Annotated in this window: 29 protein-coding genes and 1 pseudogene; 6 read left to right on the forward strand and 24 right to left on the reverse strand. The window is 35.4% G+C overall.

Annotation, left to right across the window (positions count from 1 at the left end):
- Nucleotides 1-23: 23 nt before the first annotated feature.
- From FOT98_RS03230 to FOT98_RS03245, 4 genes are all read right to left on the reverse strand, one after another.
- Entirely contained in the window at nucleotides 24-152 is a 129-nt protein-coding gene (locus tag FOT98_RS03230) for a GapA-binding peptide SR1P (RefSeq protein WP_063260464.1), read from the reverse strand.
- Nucleotides 153-197: 45 nt separating this feature from the next.
- Nucleotides 198-326 carry a GapA-binding peptide SR1P gene (locus FOT98_RS03235; RefSeq protein WP_000536800.1) on the reverse strand — a complete coding sequence of 43 codons (129 nt, stop codon included), beginning with the start codon at nucleotides 324-326 and terminating at the stop codon, nucleotides 198-200.
- Nucleotides 327-385: 59 nt separating this feature from the next.
- Nucleotides 386-514 carry a GapA-binding peptide SR1P gene (locus FOT98_RS03240; protein ID WP_000536778.1) on the reverse strand — a complete coding sequence of 43 codons (129 nt, stop codon included), beginning with the start codon at nucleotides 512-514 and terminating at the stop codon, nucleotides 386-388.
- A 194-nt stretch (nucleotides 515-708) separates the two neighbouring features.
- Entirely contained in the window at nucleotides 709-1,005 is a 297-nt protein-coding gene (locus FOT98_RS03245; RefSeq protein WP_033656384.1) for a DUF3055 domain-containing protein, read from the reverse strand.
- A 129-nt stretch (nucleotides 1,006-1,134) separates the two neighbouring features.
- On the opposite strand from FOT98_RS03245, the gene FOT98_RS03250 reads away from it, so the two are divergent.
- Nucleotides 1,135-1,527, forward strand: a complete 393-nt coding sequence (locus FOT98_RS03250; protein ID WP_061678276.1) for a DUF1885 family protein — start codon at nucleotides 1,135-1,137, stop codon at nucleotides 1,525-1,527.
- Between the two features lies 1 nt (nucleotide 1,528).
- Here FOT98_RS03250 and FOT98_RS03255 read toward each other — a convergent pair whose 3' ends face one another.
- The 5 genes from FOT98_RS03255 to pdhA form a co-directional block, all read right to left on the reverse strand.
- Nucleotides 1,529-1,756: a hypothetical protein gene (locus FOT98_RS03255; RefSeq protein WP_061678277.1), complete on the reverse strand. Its 228-nt coding sequence runs from the start codon at nucleotides 1,754-1,756 to the stop codon at nucleotides 1,529-1,531.
- Nucleotides 1,757-1,992: 236 nt separating this feature from the next.
- Nucleotides 1,993-3,405: a dihydrolipoyl dehydrogenase gene (gene lpdA, locus FOT98_RS03260; protein ID WP_061678278.1), complete on the reverse strand. Its 1,413-nt coding sequence runs from the start codon at nucleotides 3,403-3,405 to the stop codon at nucleotides 1,993-1,995.
- Nucleotides 3,406-3,410: 5 nt separating this feature from the next.
- The gene (pdhC, locus tag FOT98_RS03265; protein WP_063260465.1) at nucleotides 3,411-4,703 is read right to left on the reverse strand and encodes a pyruvate dehydrogenase complex dihydrolipoyllysine-residue acetyltransferase; all 1,293 of its coding nucleotides are present in this window, start codon (nucleotides 4,701-4,703) and stop codon (nucleotides 3,411-3,413) included.
- A gap of 93 nt (nucleotides 4,704-4,796) precedes the next feature.
- Entirely contained in the window at nucleotides 4,797-5,774 is a 978-nt protein-coding gene (gene pdhB, locus FOT98_RS03270; RefSeq protein WP_000068166.1) for a pyruvate dehydrogenase complex E1 component subunit beta, read from the reverse strand.
- A gap of 3 nt (nucleotides 5,775-5,777) precedes the next feature.
- A complete protein-coding gene (gene pdhA, locus FOT98_RS03275) occupies nucleotides 5,778-6,893 on the reverse strand; it encodes a pyruvate dehydrogenase E1 component subunit alpha (protein WP_000536893.1) in 1,116 nt (371 codons plus the stop codon).
- A 579-nt stretch (nucleotides 6,894-7,472) separates the two neighbouring features.
- On the opposite strand from pdhA, the pseudogene FOT98_RS33385 reads away from it, so the two are divergent.
- Both FOT98_RS33385 and def read left to right on the forward strand, forming a co-directional pair.
- Nucleotides 7,473-7,553, forward strand: a pseudogene (locus tag FOT98_RS33385) (YjcZ family sporulation protein); the annotation flags it as partial.
- Between the two features lie 164 nt (nucleotides 7,554-7,717).
- Nucleotides 7,718-8,272: a peptide deformylase gene (def, locus tag FOT98_RS03285; RefSeq protein WP_063260466.1), complete on the forward strand. Its 555-nt coding sequence runs from the start codon at nucleotides 7,718-7,720 to the stop codon at nucleotides 8,270-8,272.
- A 59-nt stretch (nucleotides 8,273-8,331) separates the two neighbouring features.
- On the opposite strand, the gene FOT98_RS03290 is transcribed toward def, so the two are convergent.
- The gene (locus FOT98_RS03290) at nucleotides 8,332-9,105 is read right to left on the reverse strand and encodes a Cof-type HAD-IIB family hydrolase (RefSeq protein WP_061678282.1); all 774 of its coding nucleotides are present in this window, start codon (nucleotides 9,103-9,105) and stop codon (nucleotides 8,332-8,334) included.
- Nucleotides 9,106-9,652: 547 nt separating this feature from the next.
- On the opposite strand from FOT98_RS03290, the gene FOT98_RS03300 reads away from it, so the two are divergent.
- Both FOT98_RS03300 and rnjA read left to right on the forward strand, forming a co-directional pair.
- Complete coding sequence (locus FOT98_RS03300) at nucleotides 9,653-9,865, forward strand: DNA-dependent RNA polymerase subunit epsilon (protein ID WP_063260467.1); 213 nt, start codon at nucleotides 9,653-9,655, stop codon at nucleotides 9,863-9,865.
- A gap of 4 nt (nucleotides 9,866-9,869) precedes the next feature.
- Nucleotides 9,870-11,537, forward strand: coding sequence for a ribonuclease J1 (gene rnjA / locus FOT98_RS03305; RefSeq protein ID WP_000670372.1), 1,668 nt, complete (start codon nucleotides 9,870-9,872; stop codon nucleotides 11,535-11,537).
- A 38-nt stretch (nucleotides 11,538-11,575) separates the two neighbouring features.
- Here rnjA and FOT98_RS03310 read toward each other — a convergent pair whose 3' ends face one another.
- The 10 genes from FOT98_RS03310 to FOT98_RS03350 all read right to left on the reverse strand — a co-directional run bounded on the left by FOT98_RS03310 (nucleotide 11,576) and on the right by FOT98_RS03350 (nucleotide 18,564).
- Nucleotides 11,576-12,241 carry a potassium channel family protein gene (locus FOT98_RS03310; protein ID WP_000504032.1) on the reverse strand — a complete coding sequence of 222 codons (666 nt, stop codon included), beginning with the start codon at nucleotides 12,239-12,241 and terminating at the stop codon, nucleotides 11,576-11,578.
- An 83-nt stretch (nucleotides 12,242-12,324) separates the two neighbouring features.
- On the reverse strand, nucleotides 12,325-13,191 hold the full coding sequence (locus FOT98_RS03315; RefSeq protein ID WP_061678283.1) for a hypothetical protein: 867 nt from the start codon (nucleotides 13,189-13,191) through the stop codon (nucleotides 12,325-12,327).
- 254 nt (nucleotides 13,192-13,445) lie between these two features.
- Complete coding sequence (locus FOT98_RS03320) at nucleotides 13,446-14,576, reverse strand: N-acetyldiaminopimelate deacetylase (protein ID WP_063260468.1); 1,131 nt, start codon at nucleotides 14,574-14,576, stop codon at nucleotides 13,446-13,448.
- A 60-nt stretch (nucleotides 14,577-14,636) separates the two neighbouring features.
- Nucleotides 14,637-15,359, reverse strand: coding sequence for a 2,3,4,5-tetrahydropyridine-2,6-dicarboxylate N-acetyltransferase (gene dapD / locus FOT98_RS03325; protein ID WP_061678285.1), 723 nt, complete (start codon nucleotides 15,357-15,359; stop codon nucleotides 14,637-14,639).
- A 71-nt stretch (nucleotides 15,360-15,430) separates the two neighbouring features.
- Nucleotides 15,431-16,315: a transcriptional regulator CcpC gene (locus FOT98_RS03330; RefSeq protein ID WP_061678286.1), complete on the reverse strand. Its 885-nt coding sequence runs from the start codon at nucleotides 16,313-16,315 to the stop codon at nucleotides 15,431-15,433.
- Between the two features lie 141 nt (nucleotides 16,316-16,456).
- A complete protein-coding gene (gene cbpB / locus FOT98_RS03335; protein WP_016086509.1) occupies nucleotides 16,457-16,900 on the reverse strand; it encodes a cyclic-di-AMP-binding protein CbpB in 444 nt (147 codons plus the stop codon).
- Nucleotides 16,901-17,069: 169 nt separating this feature from the next.
- Nucleotides 17,070-17,261, reverse strand: coding sequence for an antirepressor AbbA (gene abbA, locus FOT98_RS03340; protein WP_000818083.1), 192 nt, complete (start codon nucleotides 17,259-17,261; stop codon nucleotides 17,070-17,072).
- Between the two features lie 108 nt (nucleotides 17,262-17,369).
- A complete protein-coding gene (locus tag FOT98_RS03345) occupies nucleotides 17,370-17,888 on the reverse strand; it encodes a ribonuclease H-like YkuK family protein (protein WP_000896653.1) in 519 nt (172 codons plus the stop codon).
- Nucleotides 17,889-17,962: 74 nt separating this feature from the next.
- Nucleotides 17,963-18,112, reverse strand: coding sequence for a hypothetical protein (locus tag FOT98_RS32230; RefSeq protein ID WP_063260469.1), 150 nt, complete (start codon nucleotides 18,110-18,112; stop codon nucleotides 17,963-17,965).
- A gap of 215 nt (nucleotides 18,113-18,327) precedes the next feature.
- Nucleotides 18,328-18,564, reverse strand: coding sequence for a YkuJ family protein (locus tag FOT98_RS03350; RefSeq protein ID WP_000055151.1), 237 nt, complete (start codon nucleotides 18,562-18,564; stop codon nucleotides 18,328-18,330).
- Between the two features lie 233 nt (nucleotides 18,565-18,797).
- Between FOT98_RS03350 and FOT98_RS03355 the strand changes: the two genes are divergently transcribed.
- The gene (locus FOT98_RS03355) at nucleotides 18,798-19,034 is read left to right on the forward strand and encodes a glutaredoxin family protein (RefSeq protein ID WP_000717880.1); all 237 of its coding nucleotides are present in this window, start codon (nucleotides 18,798-18,800) and stop codon (nucleotides 19,032-19,034) included.
- Between the two features lie 110 nt (nucleotides 19,035-19,144).
- Here the strand turns inward: FOT98_RS03355 and FOT98_RS03360 are convergent, their stop codons facing one another.
- From FOT98_RS03360 to fadH, 4 genes are all read right to left on the reverse strand, one after another.
- Nucleotides 19,145-19,633, reverse strand: a complete 489-nt coding sequence (locus FOT98_RS03360; RefSeq protein WP_061678288.1) for a DUF3993 domain-containing protein — start codon at nucleotides 19,631-19,633, stop codon at nucleotides 19,145-19,147.
- A gap of 15 nt (nucleotides 19,634-19,648) precedes the next feature.
- Nucleotides 19,649-19,816 carry a hypothetical protein gene (locus FOT98_RS32235; RefSeq protein WP_186292092.1) on the reverse strand — a complete coding sequence of 56 codons (168 nt, stop codon included), beginning with the start codon at nucleotides 19,814-19,816 and terminating at the stop codon, nucleotides 19,649-19,651.
- Nucleotides 19,816-21,033 carry an EAL domain-containing protein gene (locus tag FOT98_RS03365; protein ID WP_000564301.1) on the reverse strand — a complete coding sequence of 406 codons (1,218 nt, stop codon included), beginning with the start codon at nucleotides 21,031-21,033 and terminating at the stop codon, nucleotides 19,816-19,818. The genes FOT98_RS32235 and FOT98_RS03365 overlap by 1 nt, the downstream gene beginning before the upstream one ends.
- A gap of 254 nt (nucleotides 21,034-21,287) precedes the next feature.
- On the reverse strand, nucleotides 21,288-22,052 hold the full coding sequence (gene fadH, locus FOT98_RS03370; protein WP_063260470.1) for a 2,4-dienoyl-CoA reductase: 765 nt from the start codon (nucleotides 22,050-22,052) through the stop codon (nucleotides 21,288-21,290).
- Nucleotides 22,053-22,162: the final 110 nt, after the last annotated feature.

Genomic DNA, 22,162 nt, shown 5'->3' on the forward strand with positions numbered 1-22,162 from the left:
TATATGTAGGCGCTTTTTCTTATTTAAGCTTTTTTATGTTCTTTATGGTCACATTCGCAATGAGATCCACATTTTCCGTATAGTACTGTTGATTTTTCATCTTCAAAATGTCCGATTGTTCCTTCACATACTTGGCATACGATTGTTCCCATTTTTCATTTCCCCCTGAGTTTTAATAATAATCTACTTATTTATAATTAAGCTTTCGCTTTGTCTTTATTAGCACAGTCACAATTTGTACCACATTTTCCGTAAAGCACTGTCGTTTTTTCATCTTCAAAATGACCGATTGTTCCTTCACATACTTGGCATACGATTGTTCCCATTTTTCATTTCCCCCTAAGTTTATGGTCCTAAAAACTTTTAGCTGTCCATTTCCTATCAATTATTGGGCTTTTGTATGCTCTGTGTGATCACATCCGCAAGATCCACATTTCCCGTAAAGTACCGTTACTTTCTCATCCTCGAAGTGTGCAATTGTACCTTCACAATCTTGACATACGATCGTTCCCATTTTTCATTTCCCCCTAAGTTTATAATCCCAAAAACTTTTGTAACCGCTTAACTTTCTGTCTTTATTTTAATATGTTATACTTTTTACGTCAATAGGTTTTTAGTATAACACATTAAATATTTTTAATTTAAATTAGTATGCGATATTCAAACAAAAAAACAGCCATATTTATACGTACGACTGTTTTACATTAATTATTCTTCATATTCCGCATGCAAAGAAGTAGATGGGACTAAAAATTTAAAAAACTGCGCTAACTCTGCCGCTTCCTCTTCTGATCCTAATTTAAAAACTTCCTGTATATGTTGCACATTCTCTACATCATCTCGTCCAAGTAAAGTAGATCTTCCTGTTTGCATGCAAACAATGAGTGGCTTTCCAAAAAACATATTTGTATAAATAACACCAAAATCATAACGAGTATCATGTGTCATAAACCCCAAAAATCGTACCTTCACACTTTCATGCTCATCATACAATTTTTCAAACATCGGTTTCCACCTTTCTACATCACCTTTCATTAGTATATTAAACAAAAAAAGGAATACTCCTTTTAATTGTCAAAAAATTCAGTAGGATGTAGAATGAGAGTATTCTACTAAGGTTAGGAGGAAACTTATATGCAACATGCCTTTATTACGCTTGTACCTAAATCCAATCAACAAGCTGTTTCAACAGATGATATAAAACAACTTTTTCAGTACTATAAAACAGTTACTTCCAAAACTGGTGTTCAAATCAATTACGCTTATACAAATACCGCTTTTCCTTATGAAATTTTGGATACATCAGCAACAACATTAAAACTACAATCTACTCACGATCGATATGACTCTATTTATGTTGGTGTTGGTATAGAAAAGGAACAATCTTTTATTCAGATTTCTTTACCACCTAATGCAACATTTGGTGATAAAGGAAAAGCAAATGAATTTTGCCGTTTTCTAGCGAAGAAATTAGAAGGAGAATTACAATTATTTAATGGAAGAACTATGTATTTCTATAAACGTTAATTTAAAAAACAGAAAATATAATTAAGAAAAGTATGCAATTTGAACACGTAAGGAATAAAGCCTGCTTTCTGATATGCAATACAAAATATGCAATCACATATGCTAAATAAAGGAATACAAAAAATAGAATGACTTTGTAATGCAACTTATCACCATTTGACAATGATAATACAACAGAAAAACCACTCCATAATAAAAAATGATAAAATATAACATGTAATATTCTCATGGAATCTTCTCCTTTGACATGCTCTATTTTATTAATATATGGGATTATGTTTGAATCAATTACATATTATACGAAAGCATGTATACAGCTTTTGGATTCATATATGTTCTACCGATTCATTTAAAGTATTATATATTCATTCGACAAGTACATTTAAAGACCTTGCAAGCCATTTTATTAAAATAAAAAATAGCCCATCTCTTTAAATAAGAGATGGGCTATTTTCATTACTTAAATTATTTTACAATGTGAATTGGCATTCCAAGAGCAACTTCAGCTGCTTCCATTGTGATCTCACCTAATGTTGGGTGAGCATGGATTGTTTGAGCGATATCTTCTGCAGTCATTCCTGCTTCGATAGCTAAACCAATCTCAGAGATAATATCAGAAGCGCCTGCACCTGCAACTTGAGCACCTACAAGAAGACCGTCTTCTTTACGTGTTACAAGTTGTAGGAAACCGTCAGTGCTGTTTAATGATAACGCACGACCGTTAGCAGCGAATGGGAACTTAGATACAGCTACTGTCATTCCTGCTTCTTCTGCTTGTTTCTTAGTGTAACCAACAGATGCTAATTCTGGATCAGTGAAGCATACTGCAGGAATTCCGATGTAATCGATTGCTGATGCATGGCCACTAATTGCTTCAACAGCTACTTTACCTTCGTAAGAAGCTTTGTGAGCTAATGGTGGTCCAGGAACGATATCACCGATTGCATAGATGTTTGGTACGTTTGTACGACATTGCTCATCGATTTCGATGATGCCGCGGTCAGTCATTTTAACTCCAACTTGCTCAAGACCGATTTCTTGAGTGTTTGGACGACGACCTACAGTTACTAATACGTAATCTGCTTCTACAGTTTGGATTTCACCTTTAACTTCAAAGCTAACTTTTACGCCAGTTTCTGTTTCTTCAACGCCTTTAGCCATAGCTTTTGTATGGATATTAACGTTACCTTTCTTTTGAAGAGCACGTTTAACAACAGAGCTCATAGCTTTTTCGAAACCAGCTAAGATTTCGTCGCCAGCTTCTACTACAGTAACTTCTGTACCGAAGTTAGCATATGCAGTTCCTAATTCCATACCGATGTAACCGCCGCCGATTACAACAAGTTTTTTAGGAATTTCAGGTAAGCTTAAAGCGCCTGTAGAGTTGATAACACGTTTAGAGTATTTGAATCCTGGAATTTCGATTGGTGTAGAACCAGTTGCAAGAACAGCATTTTTAAACGTATACGTTTGAGCTGCATCTTCAGTCATTACGCGTAATGTGTTAGCATCTACGAAGTAAGCTTCACCGCGAATGATTTCAACTTTGTTACCTTTAAGAAGGCCTTCAACACCGCCAGTTAATTTCTTAACTACGCCGTTTTTCCATTCTTGAACTTTTGTAAAGTCAACTTTTACGTTCTCTGCAGTGATACCCATGTCATCAGAATGCATTGCATTCTCATAACGATGACCTGCATTGATTAACGCTTTTGAAGGAATACATCCAACGTTTAAGCATACGCCACCAAGGTTAGCTTTTTCAATGATTGCTACCTTTTGACCTAATTGTGCTGCACGAATTGCCGCAACGTATCCACCAGGACCTGCACCAACAACGACTGTATCTAATTCAATTGGGAAATCTCCTACTACCATTGTTATTACGCCTCCATTACTAATAATTGTGGGTCATTCAATAGACGTTTAATTTGGTTTAATGCTTTTTGAGCAGTTGCGCCGTCAATTAAACGATGGTCAAAGCTTAGAGATAATGCTAATACTGGAGCTGCAACGATTTCACCGTTTTTCACAACTGGCTTCTCAGCGATACGGCCGATACCAAGGATTGCTACTTCTGGGTGGTTGATAACTGGAGTGAACCATTGTCCACCTGCAGAACCAATGTTTGTAATTGTGCAAGAAGCACCTTTCATTTCAGCCGGAGCTAAACGACCTTCACGTGCTTTACCAGCAAGATCATTGATCTCGTTAGAAATAGTGAAGATTGATTTACGATCTGTATCTTTAACAACTGGTACTAATAGACCTTTGTCTGTATCAGCTGCGATACCGATGTTGAAGTAATGTTTATGAACGATTTCTTGAGAAGCATCGTCTAAAGCAGTATTCAACATTGGGAATTCACGTAATGCAGATGTTAAAGCTTTAACAACGTATGGAAGGTAAGTTAATTTAATACCTTTGTCAGCTGCAACAGCTTTGAACTTCTTACGGTGAGCAACAAGCTCAGTTACATCAACTTCATCCATTAATGTTACGTGAGGAGCTGTGTGCTTAGAGTTAACCATTGCTTTCGCAATCGCTTTACGGATACCACTCATTTTCTCACGAGTTTCTGGATATTCACCAGCTGGGATTGGTTGTGCTTTTGGTGCTGCTTCTTCTTTCGCTGCTGCTGGAGTAGCTTCTACTGCTGCTGGAGCCTCAGTTGCTGCTACTGCTTGTCCACCATTTGCAAATGCATCGATGTCAGCTTTAACGATACGGCCGTTCTTACCAGAACCAGCTACTTTATGAATGTCTACGCCGTTTTCACGAGCATATTTACGAACAGATGGCATAGCGATTACGCGCTCATTTACTACTTCTGCAGTTGCTGCTGGAGTAGCTTCCGCTGCTGGAGCTTCTACTGCTGCTTCTTCAGCTTTTGGAGCTTCGTCATGATCGTCACCTTTAAATTTAAGGTTTTCGTATCCAGGAGCATCAAATTTAATTAATGTATCTCCTACAATTGCAACTGTTCCTTCTTCTACAAGTACTTCAAGTACTTTACCTTTAACAGGAGAAGGGATTTCTACTACTGCTTTATCATTTTGTACTTCAAGAAGTACATCGTCTTCGTTTACTTCATCGCCTGGTTTAATAAACCATTTTACGATTTCACCTTCGTGGATACCTTCACCGATATCTGGTAGTTTAAATTCAAATGCCACGGAATTCAGCCCCCTGATTCATTTCATTATTATGGAATATGTACAAAAGAAACCAGCATGTGCTGATTTCTTTTGCACATGAAAAGCTAAAAATTAGAAGTTCATTACTTTGTTAACAGCTTCAACAATATCTTTATGGTTTGGTAACCATACGCTCTCAGCTTGAGAGAATGGGAATACTGTATCAGCAGCTGCAACACGTACAACTGGAGCTTCTAAGTTTAAGATTGCACGGTCGTTAATTTCCGCTACAACGTTAGCTGCAATACCAGCTTGTTTTTGCGCTTCTTGAACTACAACTACGCGGCCTGTTTTTTCAACAGAAGCGATGATTGTTTCGATATCTAATGGTTGAACTGTACGTAAGTCAACAACCTCTAAAGAGATACCTTCTTTTTCAAGTTCTTCAGCAGCTTTTAATGCAGCGTGAACCATTGCACCGTAAGCGATAACAGATACATCTGTACCTTCACGTTTGATATCAGCTTTGCCTAAATCAATTGTGTATTCGCCTTCTGGTACATCTTGACGGAATGAACGGTACAATTTCATATGCTCTAAGTAGATAACTGGATCGTTGTCACGAATCGCAGAGATTAAAAGACCTTTTGCATCGTATGGAGTAGATGGAATAACAACTTTTAGACCAGGTTGTTGAGCCACTAATCCTTCTAAGCTATCAGCATGTAGTTCAGGAGTATGAACACCGCCACCGAATGGAGAACGAACTGTTACTGGAGCAGTCCAACGTCCACCAGAACGGTAACGCATACGAGCTAATTGACCAGAAATTGAATCCATTACTTCATAAACGAAACCAAAGAATTGGATTTCTGGAACTGGACGGAAACCTTCTAATGCAAGTCCAACTGCAAGTCCACCAATACCAGACTCTGCAAGTGGAGTATCCATTACACGATCTTCACCGAATTCAGCTTGTAAACCTTCAGTAGCACGGAATACACCGCCGTTTACACCAACGTCTTCACCAAACACAAGTACGTTAGGGTCATTTTTCATTTCAACGCGTAAAGCATCAGTGATTGCTTGAATCATTGTCATTTGAGCCATGGCTTACTTCGACTCCTTTTCTTTGTAAATTTCATATTGTTCAGCTAAGTTGTAAGGCATTTTTTCGTACATGATTTCCATTAAATCAGTAACTTTTTGTTTTGGAGCTTGGTCAGCCTTAGCAATTGCTTGTTTGATATCTTCTTTTGCTTCTTCGATTACTTTCTCTTCAACTTCTTGAGACCATAGGCCTTTGTTTTCTAAGAATGCACGGAAGCGTACGATTGGATCTTTTTGTTCCCATTCGTTCTCGATATCTTTTGTACGGTAACGAGTTGGGTCATCACCAGCCATTGTATGTGGACCGTAACGGAATGTTAAAGTCTCGATTAAAGTAGGGCCTTCGCCATTTACTGCACGCTCACGAGCGAAAGCAGTTGCTGCGTATACAGCTAATGGATCCATACCGTCTACTTGAATTCCGTAAATACCTGCTGCTACTGCTTTTTGTGCTACAGTTTTAGCTGCAGATTGCTTTTCTACTGGAGTAGAGATTGCATAACGGTTGTTTTGTACAACGAAGATTGCTGGAGCTTTGAAAGCACCTGCAAAGTTCATACCTTCGTAGAAGTCACCTTGTGAAGCACCACCGTCACCAGTGTAAGTAATTGCAACAGATTTTTTACCACGTAATTTCATACCTAACGCAACACCAGCAGTTTGGATGATTTGCGCACCGATAATGATTTGTGGAGCAAGTGCATTTACATTCTCAGGCATTTGGTTACCCATGAAATGTCCACGAGAGAATAAGAATGCTTGGTATAATGGTAAACCGTGCCATACTAATTGTGGCACATCACGATATCCTGGTAAGATGAAATCTTCTGCTTCAAGCGCGAAATGACTTGCTAATTGAGAAGCCTCTTGTCCAGCTGTTGGTGCGTAGAAACCTAAACGTCCTTGACGGTTTAAAGAAATAGAACGTTGATCTAGTACGCGAGTATACACCATACGGCGCATTAATTCTTTTAATTGATCATCTGATAATTCAGGCATAGCTGCTTCATTCACAACTTCGCCTTTTTCATTTAAAATTTGTAATGTCTCAAATTGAGCTGCGATAGCTTTCATTTGCTCATCAACATTAAATAGGGTCTTTTTTGTTTTAGTACCCATTCCGTTCACCTCTTCCTCTCTTGAACCATATTCTGAAACGCTTTCACTATCTATTAGCTAGACTGAAAACGCAACAATGTAAACCAACAAATTTATCTGTCGGTTGAGAATAATTTTGTGTACCTAACAATCTGTACTAATGTTTTTTCAGAAACATATTAATACAATCTTGATCACGTTTTTTAGTTTACAACTATTCTAATTACGATGTCAATTACTTTGAATACGTTTTTTTATAAATAATCTGCAGGTTTCTTCTACACAAACGTGTTTTTATTTTTCACATCTGTATTAGTAAGCATTAACCTGCTGTTATATTATTCCCTTTTTAACTTGTTTTTTCTCTTAGAATAATATGTAAACGATTTAATTCTTTTTAGTTTTTCTCTCTTCTTAACAAAAATATACAAACTCTTCTTCCTTTTATAGGTAATTACCCATACATTTCTACTCTTCCCTCCATACATTATAGTAACCGCAATATTAGCGGGAAATGATAAAGGAGGTCATCTCATGTACGGATACTCATATTGCTATCCAACTTGTTCATATCCTTCCTACGGTTATGGCGATTCTTGTGGTGGGTCTGGACGCGGCTTCGCCTTAATCGTTGTGTTGTTTATTCTTTTAATTATCGTTGGTGCTGCTTGCATTCGCTAATGTAAAATGAAACAACTATGGAAAAAAACAGACGGCTTTGCCGTCTGTTTTTTTATTACATACATAAATATTCTATAGTAAAACGCTTTCCAAAGCGCTTCCCTACTTGTCGATGACTTTTTCCATCTCCTTTGGTAGACTAAAGAAGAAAGGAGAGATTACATATGCTTACAATGAAAGATGTCATTCGCGAAGGGGATCCTATTTTGCGAAACGTTGCAGCAGAGGTATCAATGCCGGCGAGCGAAGAAGATACAACTGCCCTTAAAGAAATGATTGAATTTGTAATCAATAGCCAAGATCCTGAAATGGCTGAAAAATATAGTTTACGCCCTGGAATCGGATTAGCTGCTCCGCAAATTGGTATTTCAAAGAAAATGATTGCGGTTCACGTAACAGATACGGACGGTACGTTATATAGTCATGCATTATTCAACCCAAAGATCATTAGTCATTCTGTTGAACGTACATTTTTACAAAGTGGGGAAGGCTGTCTATCGGTAGACCGCGAAGTACCTGGTTATGTCCCTCGTTACACAAGAATTACAGTGAAAGCAACATCTATCAACGGCGAGGAATTAAAATTACGTTTAAAAGGTTTACCAGCAATCGTATTTCAGCATGAGATTGACCATTTAAATGGTGTTATGTTCTATGACCACATTAATAAAGAAAATCCATTTGCTGCTCCTGACGATTCAAAACCTCTAGAGCGATAATAAAAAAAGGCGGGAGTAAATCTTCCGCCTTTTTTATATGAAATGGGTTCCATATTCACTTATAGCAATCCAGCCCATTTTAAGCCATGATATATGCCGTCTTCACTAACATCCTTTGTCACATGATTTGCAAGTTTTTTCAAGTCTTCATGACCATTCCCCATCACAATACCTGTCCCAACTGCTTCAATCATTTCTAAATCATTTAAGCCATCTCCAAATGCATACACTTGTTCACGGTTAAATCCTAATTTTTCAATGAATTTCTCAATTCCTTTCGCCTTCGAACCACCATTTGGAATAATATCCATTGAATATGCATGCCAGCGAATGAAATGAAAGTCTGGATACTGATTAATAAACTTTTCCTCTTCATTCACTTCACAGAAAAGAAGCGTTTGATAAATATTACGTTTCTCATAGAAATCAGGTTCATATGCCGGATGCTCAAAATTTAAGCTTCCAAAACCTTCTTTCACATAATCATGATATTCCACTGATGCTCTCATTTCTTGATGATCAAGATATACAAGTGGATATCCTTCTTGTTTTGCAAATTGAGTAAACTTATGTAAGGCAGCTGGATGTAACGGGTTATTAAATACTACCTCATCTTCAAATACAACGTACTGTCCATTAAAGCTAACATAATTGTGTATATTGAGTTCCTCACGAATATCTTCAAACATAAATGGCGCACGTCCTGTCGCAATTGCTACATGCACGCCTTTTTCTTGTAAATGTCTTACTGCATCTCGTGTAGATTGCGGAATCTTCTTATCATGATCTAATAATGTTCCATCAATATCAAAAAAGACAATTTTATCATTCATTTGTCAAAATCCTTTCTGTTACTCTATATTCCCATTTTGATTATCGCTTTTCAAATTCTAAAAAAAAGTATAACATATTAAACATCTGTGAAGAAAGCGTTCACTTTCTGACCTTATTTATGAAACCTGCATATATATATTAGTAAAAAATGTGGATACTTGTTCGTATGAATTTTCTTTTCTATTCTTTCTCATACTATACCTATAACTAACGGCTACTAATCGTTGCTATAGAATAACTTTCCCTGTATGAGAAAGGACAAGATTCAACATTCACTTTTGTCTTCTTTCTTATATCAGAGGCGGAGTTTTCACTAGTAATATGCATGTTTAAAATAAGGAAAGGAAGGAGTAATCATGCTGAAGAAGCTGAAGAAAAAGCTCAAGCGTTATTTAAAAGATCTAGTCCGTAAAAAGACAATCGCTTAAATTGTGCCCATTTCGGGCTTTTTCTTCATTCTCATTCGAAAAAACATGAAAATCGTGACTGTTTGCTTTATAATAAGTAACAGATAATGCAAAACATAGACAAGGAGAGGTTTTCCAAATGGTTTTTAAAGTATTTTATCAAGACAAAATGACTGAGGTTCCAGTACGTGAAAATACAAAAGTTTTATATTTAGAGGCTACGTCTGAAAAGGATGTTCGTAAGAAATTAAATAAGTTCGCATATAATATCGAGTTCGTTCAGTCTGTTACTGGTGCTCATCTTGAATATGAAAAAGAAAACGCTGATTTAACATTAGCGGAAATCGTATAGTCATATGAAATTTCTAAAGAATGATCAGGCTGCCGTTTTTGCTTTAGGTGGACTTGGTGAAATCGGTAAAAATACATATGCTGTTCAATTTCAAGATGAAATTATTATTATTGATGCTGGAATTAAATTTCCAGAAGACGAACTCCTCGGAATCGATTATGTAATACCAGATTACACTTACTTTGTGCGAAACGAAGATAAAATTAAAGGATTATTCATTACACATGGTCACGAAGATCATATCGGTGGAATTCCTTACTTATTACGTCAAGTAAACATCCCGATTTATGGCGGAAAATTAGCAATTGCGCTAATCAAAAACAAATTAGAAGAGCACGGATTACTTCGTAAAGCAAAACTTTATGAAATTCAAGAAGATGATGTTATTAAATTTAAAAAGACATCTGTTTCCTTCTTCCGTACAACTCACAGTATTCCAGATTCATACGGAGTTGTTGTGAAAACACCTCAAGGACAAGTTGTTCATACTGGTGATTTCAAATTTGATTTCACACCAGTTGGTGAACCAGCGGACTTAACAAAAATGGCTGAAATCGGAAAAGACGGTGTACTTTGTCTCTTATCTGACAGTACAAACAGTGAAGTTCCAAACTTTACAATGTCTGAGCGCCGTGTTGGTGATAGTATTCAAGATATTTTCCGCAAAGTAGAAGGTCGTATTATCTTCGCAACCTTTGCATCAAATATCCATCGTCTACAACAAGTTGTTGAAGCGGCTGTTGAAAACAATCGTAAAGTTGCTGTGTTCGGTCGCAGTATGGAAGCAGCGATTGAAATCGGACAAAACCTCGGTTATATTCGCTGTCCGAAAGATACATTCATAGATACATCTCAACTAAACCGCCTACCGGCTAATAAAGTTGTTATTTTATGTACAGGTAGTCAAGGTGAACCAATGGCAGCACTTTCACGTATTGCTAATGGTACTCATCGTCAAATTCAAATCATTCCTGGCGACACAGTTGTTTTCTCTTCTTCACCAATCCCTGGTAACACAATTAGTGTAAGCCGTACAATTAACATGTTGTATCGTGCTGGTGCTGATGTAATCCACGGAAAACTGTCAAACATTCATACGAGTGGACACGGTGGACAAGAAGAACAAAAACTAATGCTTCGTCTAATTAAACCGAAGTATTTCATGCCAATTCATGGTGAATATCGTATGCAACGTATGCATATGAAGTTAGCAAATGATTGTGGTATTCCAGAAGAAAACTGTTTCATCATGGATAATGGAGATGTTCTTGCTCTTCGTTCAGATGAAGCAAGCGTAGCTGGTAAAATACCATCCGGATCTGTCTATATTGACGGAAATGGTATTGGAGATATCGGTAATATCGTATTACGCGATCGTCGTATTCTTTCTGAAGAAGGACTTGTTATTGTAGTTGTAAGCATTGATATGAAAGAGTTTAAAGTTGCAGCAGGACCTGATATTATCTCACGTGGTTTCGTGTATATGCGCGAAAGTAGTGATTTAATTAATGATGCTCAAACATTAATTACAACTCATTTAGAAAAAGTAATGGAGCGTAAAACAACACAATGGTCTGAAATTAAAAATGAAATTACAGACACATTAGCACCATTCCTATATGAAAAAACGAAACGTCGCCCAATGATTTTACCAATCATTATGGAAATATAAGAAAAAGGACAATACCTTCATGGTATTGTCCTTTTCTCTTATCTTAAAAAGTGTTTAAAACGATCTACTTCATCGTCATGACCAATTACAATTAATATATCTCCCGCTTGAATATTTTCCGTAGCTCGAGGAGATACGATAACTTCTTTACCACGTTTAATCGCTACAATATTCAATCCAAACTTCGCACGAATATCTAATTCGATTAAAGAATGACCATCAATTTTTTTATTTGCAATAATCTCTACAATACTATGCTCATCTGAAAGCTCAAGATAGTCTAATACATTACTTGATGCAATATTATTAGCAATCCTTTTTCCCATATCACGCTCTGGGTGCACAATGTGATCTGCCCCTATTTTACTTAACACTTTTTCATGATAATCATTTTGAGCTTTTACAGTAATATTTTTTACACCTAACTCTTTCAGAATTAATGTTGTTAAAATACTTGAATTTAAATTGTCTCCAATAGCAACGACTACATGGTCAAAATTACGAATACCAAGACTTTTTAATACCATCTCATCTGTCGAATCTGCAATTACAGCATGTGAAGCTATATTTGCAAACTCATTAATTTTATCCTCATCTGAATCAATTGCCATTACTTCCATACCTAATTGAGCAAGTTCCCGGCAAATACTTCCACCAAAACGTCCAAGCCCAATGACAGCAAATTCTTTCTCTTTTTCACCCACAGGAATTCCTCCAATAACATCGAATACTATGTATTTTTATTGTAACATACTTTAGATTTGCTACAAAAACCTGTATATCATTCTTATTTTTGTTTTTGCATATAAAAATACTGTTGTAAATAAAATGCGATACTGAAAATTAACATACCAAATACAAATATATTTCCAAATGAACTAAATGTTTCAAAAACGAATAATAACGTTTCTTGTCCGAAGAAAGCAAATAATAATTGTGTAAATGCGAATAGTAATGCCAATATATAATGATGTTGATGGAATAAATAATGTGTTGCGCCTAAAAAAGCGATAAACGAAATGATGAAAATCCACCAATTTTCTAAAAATAGTTGCCAATTAGTAAATTGATATCCATTTACTAATATCGCAATAATTCCTATAACCGCCATCGTTGGCACACTCCAAAATAATGCTCGTCCTCTAAAGAAGAGAGTTCCTTTAACATCACCTTTTTCATGTGCAATGTATGTTAGTACTACCGTACTTATATACAAAACTGAAAGAATTGTTAAAACGATAATAAGCCAAAAATGCAATTGATAATACTCATGCTCTATGTTTGTCACGATAGCCGCTAACATACACGGGATTAGCATTCCAGTCCAACCATCTACTTTTCTTTCATTCCAAAACACCGTGTTACCAATCCGTATTCCTAACAACATAAAAATAATGATACCTAGTACAAATAATGTCGTTTTATTCCCTACTAAACTCGTTGAGAAAGCAATCAATCCAATAAATAAAAAAAGCACAAACCCATTCATAATTTCTAATACAGGTGATAAATATCTCTTCACCCATTTATATGTTTCGTCATATTCATGATTATCTACTAAACGGTAGGCATAAAAACTTATCCCAAAATACACCGCCGCAATAATTACATACGCATATAAGACGAAACACAAGATTGCACTGCTAATTTGCACGTAATTCCCCACCCTTTTTTCTATGTTTCACATTGATTTTACACACTTTTTACACGAAATGTAAACATATATAAGCTAGTTAACTAATCATCTTCTCAATAAGCGATAATGAATAATGAGCAGCGGCTCAAAACCACTGCTCATTACTTTATCCATTTGTATGCCGATGAATATCCAAAACAAATATAAAAGATGTTTCCATCTTGGAACTAACAAGTACCCACTTCAAATTTTTGCAAATTTGGCGAGCAAGTTTACTTTCTAGTCCCTTTCCACTTCACATATTGATCTAAAAATGCGATAGCTTTCTCAATAGCCTCTTCATCTGGTTTTAATTTTGCGTGGTGTAAACCATATTCTGAATTTACCCCAAGCCAAAACATAAAGCCAGAAATCTCTTGAAGCATATAACCAAAATCTTCTCCTGTCATTGCCTCAGTACATGTAATTACATTCATATCAGTTTGTTCACTTACAAACTGCATAAACTCTCTCGTTAATGCTTCATGGTTATATACTTGATGATACATCGCCCCGTAGTCAATGGCGGCTTCACATTGAAAGGAAGCTTCTATACCTGCAACAATTGCCTCAATCCTACTTTTAACACGACTCATTGATTCCACTGATAACGTTCGGATCGTTCCTTCTAACCGAGACTTTTCTGCTATGATGTTTTGAACTGTACCACCTGTTATTTTTCCGATTGTAATTACTGCACTATCAAGTGGATTCACATTACGACTAATAACGGATTGAAGTTGTGTAACAAGGTGACTTGCTGCAACAATCATATCATTTGCAGTATGCGGGTAGGCTGCATGTCCACCTTTCCCCTTTAAATCAACATATAACTCTGATGTATTCGCAAATAATAGCCCCTCTTTTGTCGCAATTGTTCCTACAGCATATTCAGGTGCAATATGAAGGCCAAGAATTATATTCGGCTTCCATTCTTTTAACTCTTCACTCTCTAACATAGGAAGAGCCCCTCCTGGACCTTCTTCAGCTGGTTGGAATAGAAACACAAGGTCATCATCTATTCTTTCTGTTACAGCTGCTGTTAGAAGGCCTAAACCGATTGTTGTATGTAAATCATGTCCACATGCATGCATCATTCCTTCATGAATAGAAGCGAATTCATATCCAGTTTCTTCGGTAATTGGTAAACCGTCTATATCTGCACGATAACCAATAATTTTTTCTGGATTCTTTCCATTTACTTTAACAATGACACCCGTTTTCCATACTTTCACTTCCACATACTCATTCGAAAGCGTTCCTATGTAATCTAAAATATACTGTTGTGTTTTCCACTCTTTAAATCCAATTTCCGGTATTTTGTGTAAGTCTCTACGTATTTGAATGAATTTGCTTACTGCCATTTTTGCACCTCTATCTATAAAAAGCGTAAGAGCCAGTTATGCTCTTACGCTTTTTTGTTTTTATTTCTCTGGGTTTAATTGACGAAGCTCTTGTTTAATTTCAGTTTTTGCTTTTGTCTTCTCATCAATCTCTTTAATTACACGTGCTGGAGTACCCGCAACAACTGTATATGGAGGCACATCTTCTGTTACAACAGCGCCTGCTGCTACAACTGCACCTTTACCTACTGTAACGCCTTCTAACACAACTACGTTAGCACCAATTACAACATCATCTTCAACAATAACTGGTTTTGCTGACGGCGGCTCAATAACACCTGCAAGTACTGCACCCGCACCTACGTGACAGTTCTTACCAACTGTTGCACGTCCACCAAGTACCGCGTTCATGTCAATCATAGTACCTTCACCAATTACAGCACCGATATTAATTGTTGCATTCATCATAATAACAGCGTTGTCGCCGATTTCAACGTGGTCACGAATAATCGCGCCTGGCTCAATACGAGCTTTAATACCTTTTAAATCAAGCATTGGAATCGCAGAATTACGACGGTCATTTTCAACAACGTAATCAACAATGTGCTTGCTATTTTCATCAAGAATTGTCTTAATATCAGACCATTCTCCAAATAATACACCAGACTTTTTATTTACAAATGCTTGTACCGTTTCAGGGAATGTTACTTCTTTTAAATCCCCTTTTATGTATACCTTTACAGGAGTTTTCTTTTCACTTTTTTGAATAAACGAAATAATTTCGTTAGCGTCCATCATTTTCATTCTTGTTGCCTCCTAAATCCATTTATAATGTTACTCTACCAAACGATAGAGCGAGTAGCAAGATAATAATCCTATTTTTCCATTTGAATTTCTTCTATAATTTCTAAAAACGCCCGTACTTGCTTCAATTGTCTGGCCGATTCACTCGTCAATAACCATGTTTCTCTCGTTAATTGAACAGGTGTTTTATACATATTTTCCTGTACTTCTTTTAAAACAGTAGAAGGTAAAAGAGCATAACCTATACCATTTAAAACGAGTTGTTTGCAAGTCTCAATTTGATCAACCACAATTGTTCTCTTAGGCGGATTAGAAAATAAACCATACCACCAATTTTGTATTTGTCCATAATAAGTCGAATCACTTTTAAATTGAATAAATGGTCTATTTGTTTCTTTTAACATCGAAATATCTTTTATTTCTTTGTCCACTAAATAAAGTTCATCTTCAAATAATTGTTGTTTCTGACCTTTATATTCTTGTGTGCCTCTCAATATAGCAACATGAACGTCCCCTTCATAAAATTGCTTTTGCACTTCACTACTCCAGCCAGTAAACAGCGATATTTTCACAGAAGGGTATTTATGTACAAACTTCTTCAAAACGGGCGGAAGCCAATATTGACCAATAACTGATGCAACAGCTATTTTTAACGTTCCGTGAGTTTCTGTTCTAAAAACAGCTAGCTCACTTTTAATATCCTCTTCTTTTTGTAGCATCTCTTTTGCATAATTTGCGACTTTTTCCCCTTCAGGTGTAATTGTCAATCCTTTTTGTGAGCGAATAAAAAACTTCATTCCCCATTGCTTCTCCATAGATTGTAATCGTTGACTAAGCGCAGGTTGTGAAACAAATAAACGTTCCGCCGCTTTTCTCATATTTGATTCCTGAGCTAACACAACCATCATTTGAAAATCATCAATTTGCAACTTTCTCCCTCTTTCCTTAGCTTCCATACACCTTATCTCAATAAGCTTTTCATCCTTAATTTAACTATATACTCTTATATTTTTTATCTTTTTAAATATAATACATACACAACTGATATGCACGAAAAAAAGTGACTTCTCCGCTTCTATGAAGTCACTTTTCTCACATTATCGATTATGTTGTCTTACTTTTTTATTCAACAATTTTAAAATAGCTCGACGTGTTAAAATCCCCTCAAAATATCCCTCTTCATTAACAGCGCAAATAAAAGGATGATCAATTGTCATTTCTAAAGCTTTTGCAAATGAATCTTCTAACTTAAGAACCGGAATGTCTTCCTTCATCACCTGTTCTACTTTCATTTCGTCAAGTCTTTCAAACTCAATGCGCTCTAGCCCTAACATACCGTCTAAAATCATAGCAGTACTAATTAACCCGTGCAATTTATACATCGGGTCTAAAACAGGTATCGCCGAATATCCAGATTTCACAAGAACGAGTAAAGCATGCTCTAAACCATTCCCCATTTGGACATGTGCTACTTTTTCTGATGAAATCATTAAATCTTTCACAAAAATTTGTTGAAACTCGTCTTTCGGAATACTAATCATGTTACATCCCCCATCTTCCCTTTTTCCTACTTTTAATCACCGACTCTATTCACATTTTATGATAGCGTTTTCATATTATTATTTTGTCCTTACTTTATTTCAATAAAAACAAAATTACACAGCTATTTTAGCATACAACACAAAAAAAAGACTACCATTCCGGTAGCGCTTAATACCCCTTATTTTTTAATCTGTAAAATAACCTTGTAATTTTTTTATATTGCGTCACATCTGTCCGTTTTAAACCATTCTCAATATCTGTAAGTTCCACAGCTAAAATTTCACTCGCATAATTTTGCTGAAATAAAATATCTAGTAACAAACTCTCTTCTTCTTCTGTTAAAACAACTTCCCTTTTCATATACCCCTCTCCTTATACTCGCATCGTTACTCTTATTATATAAAATTTCCAGCCTATTTAATAGATGTAATATTCAGTTTTTAGTGAAAGATATATAAAAATTGTTTTTTATTTCGTATATCGATTTGCATAACTAAACGCCGCATAAGCATCTGGCTTAATTTTTGCAGTTAATCCCATCGCTTGAATTTTCGCTGTCATATCTAGAATAAATTCTTTTGTTAAACCATCATTTCCGATATCCAAGTGAATTTCCATTATAAATCCAGCCCCATCTTGAGCATATGGATGCAATAAATCCCATATTGTTTGTATATGTTTTGGAGTAAATAGGCATGCGATTTCTTGGCTAAACTGCGTCTCTAAATATATTTTCTCACGTAAAGTTGCTGGCTTATCTTTCACTGATTTATGGTGTAAACACCCCCAGGCACCTTTTCCAACGCGATGAATATGAATTGCCGTAATAAACCTCGTATCCTTTTGATGTGCTTGTGAGTCTGTCCCAATAGATAAGCGATACAAATTTCGTGGATCCTTTTCAATGAAGCTACAAATACGGCTAAAGACCATATCAAAATTTAAATGTCTCTCTGAAACATTATAAAATGTATGTTCACCGGCCACATAGTCACGTCCTTTCAATTAGACAGACTTTTCGTATTCTCATTGTATGGGACAAAAATAAAAATTATAACTTCCTATCCTTTATTCGTTTCAATATTTCGAATTACATACTGGCAAAATTGGCACGTATAAATTACATTTTGATTCGATTGAGCCGTTAATACATGAATAATCTCAGCAGAATTGTGACATTTAGGAAAAATCACAACTGGTAAACGTTCCATACAACACACCTCCTCGTTATCTTTATCCCGCTTTTGCTATCTGTAAACAACTAATTGGTGATGGCTAATAATCAGTATAGGACGAAGAATCCCTACTGATTACAATGTTACTTTATTACCATTGTAGGAAAAATGAAAAATCCCTATACATATATGCTAAAAAGTAATAGAACTAAAAAAGGTGTTGCCATATGGCAACACCTTTTTTATATGTATCAAGAAATGATATCGTAAATCTCAATTGCAACCATGTCGATATTATCGAATTGATACACTTGAGGTTTTTCACCTTGTTGATACACTTCTAACTCATACATTTCACTTTTATCGAAAAATTTCACGCTACATTTGCGCTCACCGTTCACTTCAAAATAGCGTTGTGCTACTTCACCGCTTTCAGCTTGTTCTTGTAGACTAACAAGTCGAGTTAAAATTCCTTGGAGTAGAGACATGAAATCTCTCCTTTCTCTGATCTTCCTACCAATAGGTTTTACAGCTATACTCATTCTATCCGTCATAACAGAAAAAATGTTCCACAGTCTAGGATAAAGGTTATTGGCCAGAAACTCAACTAAAAATTTGTCGAAATGCGAAGGAAAAAACAGAAAGAACATCTTTTCCCTTCTTTATTGCGATTTTTATACTGGAAGAATATAATAAAAAACAGAAAAAAGGAGGAATTACAATGAAAAAAATTGAGGTTTACACACAACCTGATTGTCCGCCATGTGTCATTGTGAAAGAATTTTTAAAGCATAATAACGTTGTATATGAAGAATTTGACGTAAAAAAAGACGCTGCTGCACGCAATCGTCTTTTATATGACTATGATTCATATTCAACTCCAACAGTTGTAATTGATGGAGAAGTTGTTGCTGGTTTTCAAATTGAAAAATTACAACAGCTACTCAATATTGAATAAGAATAGGTGAAGACCTATTCTTATTCAATATTTGTGGGTAGTAATAGCCCTATTGGTGCAGGCTATTACTCAGTTAGAAGTGAATATCCCCCACCAATTAAAGTTTTACTTTATAATTGTTGTAATCTTTTTATTTCAGTTAAAAGTTCTTGACTTTCATGATATCCAGCCATTTTCCATTTCCCTTGATCTCTTTGCAATGTTACAATTTGATATTGTCCACTTTTTGCACGCTCATATACATATAAAATTTTATGCTCTTCATCATATGACATTTTCGTTTCTGAATGAAAAGAAAACGGTGCTTCTTTTGCCGGAAGTAAATATTCACCACTTTGTTTATCACTTCTACTATTTTCATCTGTAAATACTTGAAGGAAATTCTCTGTAAAATATGGTGATAACGTTTCTATCATCTTATTCATCGGCAAATGCTTCCCACGAATTGAGAATTGGGTTTCATAGCCTTTTTGTATCGTTGTAAACACTTCTTTCTGATCGATTTTCACTTCCTCTTTTCCTAAAACAGTTGTGACACTATAACCAACTAGAAAGGCAACGCATACAAATAGAACTAACCATATTCCATATTTCCTCATTTTTTCACCTTCCTTTTAAGAGAACTTGTCTTTGTAGTATTCATTGTAACAATGATTATGCCAAGAAAGGGCTGGTTTCGTTCGTAAAATCTTTACAACGATAGACAGCATTTTCATCGCCATTTTCACTATTACCAATTTATGATAAAAACAAACAAAAAATGCACGAATCTCTTCGTGCATTAAAATAAAACATCTTCTTCATATAAATATTCATACGATAAATCTATAAATAAAAAGTTTTCATCATCAATTGGGAAAGAAAATGTTCGTACCATCTCACCGGTTTCAATATCAGCATATAAATCTGAAAGTCTTGCCTTATTTTCAAAACGCATTTTCATAATATTTTCTAGAAAATACGGACGCCAACTCCAGTTTTTCATATAATACTCGGGCATCACAATCCATTCCCCATCTTTTTTCATAACGTTTCCTGATTGTTGGAAACCATCTTCGTTACAAATAAATATGCGGAAACTATACTGTGATACACTTTGGCTAAATTGTAATAACCAATCATTTATATCTTCATTCTTTTTCTGTTTGGCTAGAACATCACCAATTCGATCACGTAACATTTCTGTTAAATTATAAATTTTTTGTAATTTCTTCTTCTCATGTTGAATAAATTGATGACACTCATTACCAAGTCGTTCTTTCAAAACGTTTGTTTCAATAAAATCAGGTAAGCACTCTTTCAAATAATTCCCTTGATAATATCTACCACCGTTTTTCCAAGCATATTGTAGTTGATAAAAAGCATCTATTTCTTCATACAACAATGTCGCACCAATTCTTCTAGCAAGTAATGATAAAGAATATAAAATATCTTGATAAGATTGTAAAAGTGCAGTTTGCCTTAAGTTTGTTAAATCTACTTTTAAAATATCTGGCGCTAACACGCTAATACGTTCTAAATTACTTGTACCCGTTCCGACTTTATTAATCGAAATTTGAATACCATATGTACGATAATACATAAGCAAATGATTAAATTGCTCTATATCTTCTTTACATTCATGTTCTGTAATTTCTAAAACAATGTGTTTCAAATTTAAACCTTGCTCTTCATACATCAATAAAAGTTGAAGTAAACTTTCATCATCATCGTTCATTAATACGTTAGCATTCCGATGTATAAATAATAATAGTTTTTGATCACTCTCTAAATAACGATTTAAAGCTTTTTCTACTATAATATTGTCCGCTTCCAGTTGAAACTCACTTGGAATAGAATCATCATGAAAGAAAGAAGCTAAACTTTGTATGCCCTCTTCTGTTTGAATACGTCCTACTACTTCATATCCGATTACAGTATGCTCATCAGCACTAAAAATAGCTTGATAATAAGGAAGGACTTTATCCAAGTTACTCATTACATCTAATGCATCTATCAACGTGCTTCCCTCCCTTTACTTTTCAAAAATTATAACATGATATTTACGGAAAAATAATAAAAAATCCCTTCAGTTTTCCTGAAGGGATTAGAGGGGTAAAATGCTAAGGGGAATTAGCAATTCTACTATGAAGAAAAAAGAGGTCTTAAATATAACGTATATATGACCTCTTGTAAACACCTTTCTTTCATATGTCACAATTCCGTCACATTTAACCGTAGAAAAATGAATTAACATTCATTTTCTCATCCCTTTTAAAATGGATATTGATGTAAATGTTGTCCTCCATCCATTGTCATGCAAGTTCCATTTATGTACGCAGCTTCATCTGAACATAAATAATAAGCTAAACCTGCGATTTCTTCTGGCGTACCCAGCCTTCCAAGCGGAACACTTTGTATCGTACGCTTAGCCATTTCTTCTGAAATCCATAATTTATCAGCACCGCCCGTACGTTCAATTGGTCCTGGTGCGATAGCATTTACTCGTATTCCATATTTACGTCCCCACTCAACAGCAAGCGTCTTCGTCATTGCTAATACTCCAGCCTTCGCTGCAGCCGAATGAATAACTCCTGGACCTGCATCCCATGCATATGTTGCTACCATGTTAATGATATTCCCTTTTATACCTTTTTCAATCCAATATTTTCCGACAGCCTGGCTACAGTAAAATGTACCATTTAACACAATATTAATGACCGAATTCCAGCCATTTACGGATAAATCTTCTGCTGGACAAATAAAGTTTCCAGCTGCATTATTTACTAAAATATCAATTCGTCCAAACTTCTCATCAATCTGTTCAATCATTTTCTGAATATCGTCCGTACTCCTTACATCCATTTGTACAGGTAATATTTGTCCTGGAAATTGTTCAATTTCCAACTTTGTTTCCTCTAGTTTTTCCTTTGTACGTCCTGTAATAACAACTCGTGCCCCTTCTTTTGCAAAACGAATTGCCATTCCTTTTCCCATTCCGCTTGATCCACCTGTTATAATAACTACCTTTTCTTTCACATACATCCCCTCCAAAAAATGAATACACATTCATTTTATCATTTTATTTGATAGAAATCTTTATATTTTTAAACTTTTCTGATATTTTAACGTAAAGAGGTTTCTTTTCA

The organism is Bacillus sp. HY001, from assembly GCF_007558965.1.
Classification (GTDB): domain Bacteria; phylum Bacillota; class Bacilli; order Bacillales; family Bacillaceae_G; genus Bacillus_A; species Bacillus_A mobilis.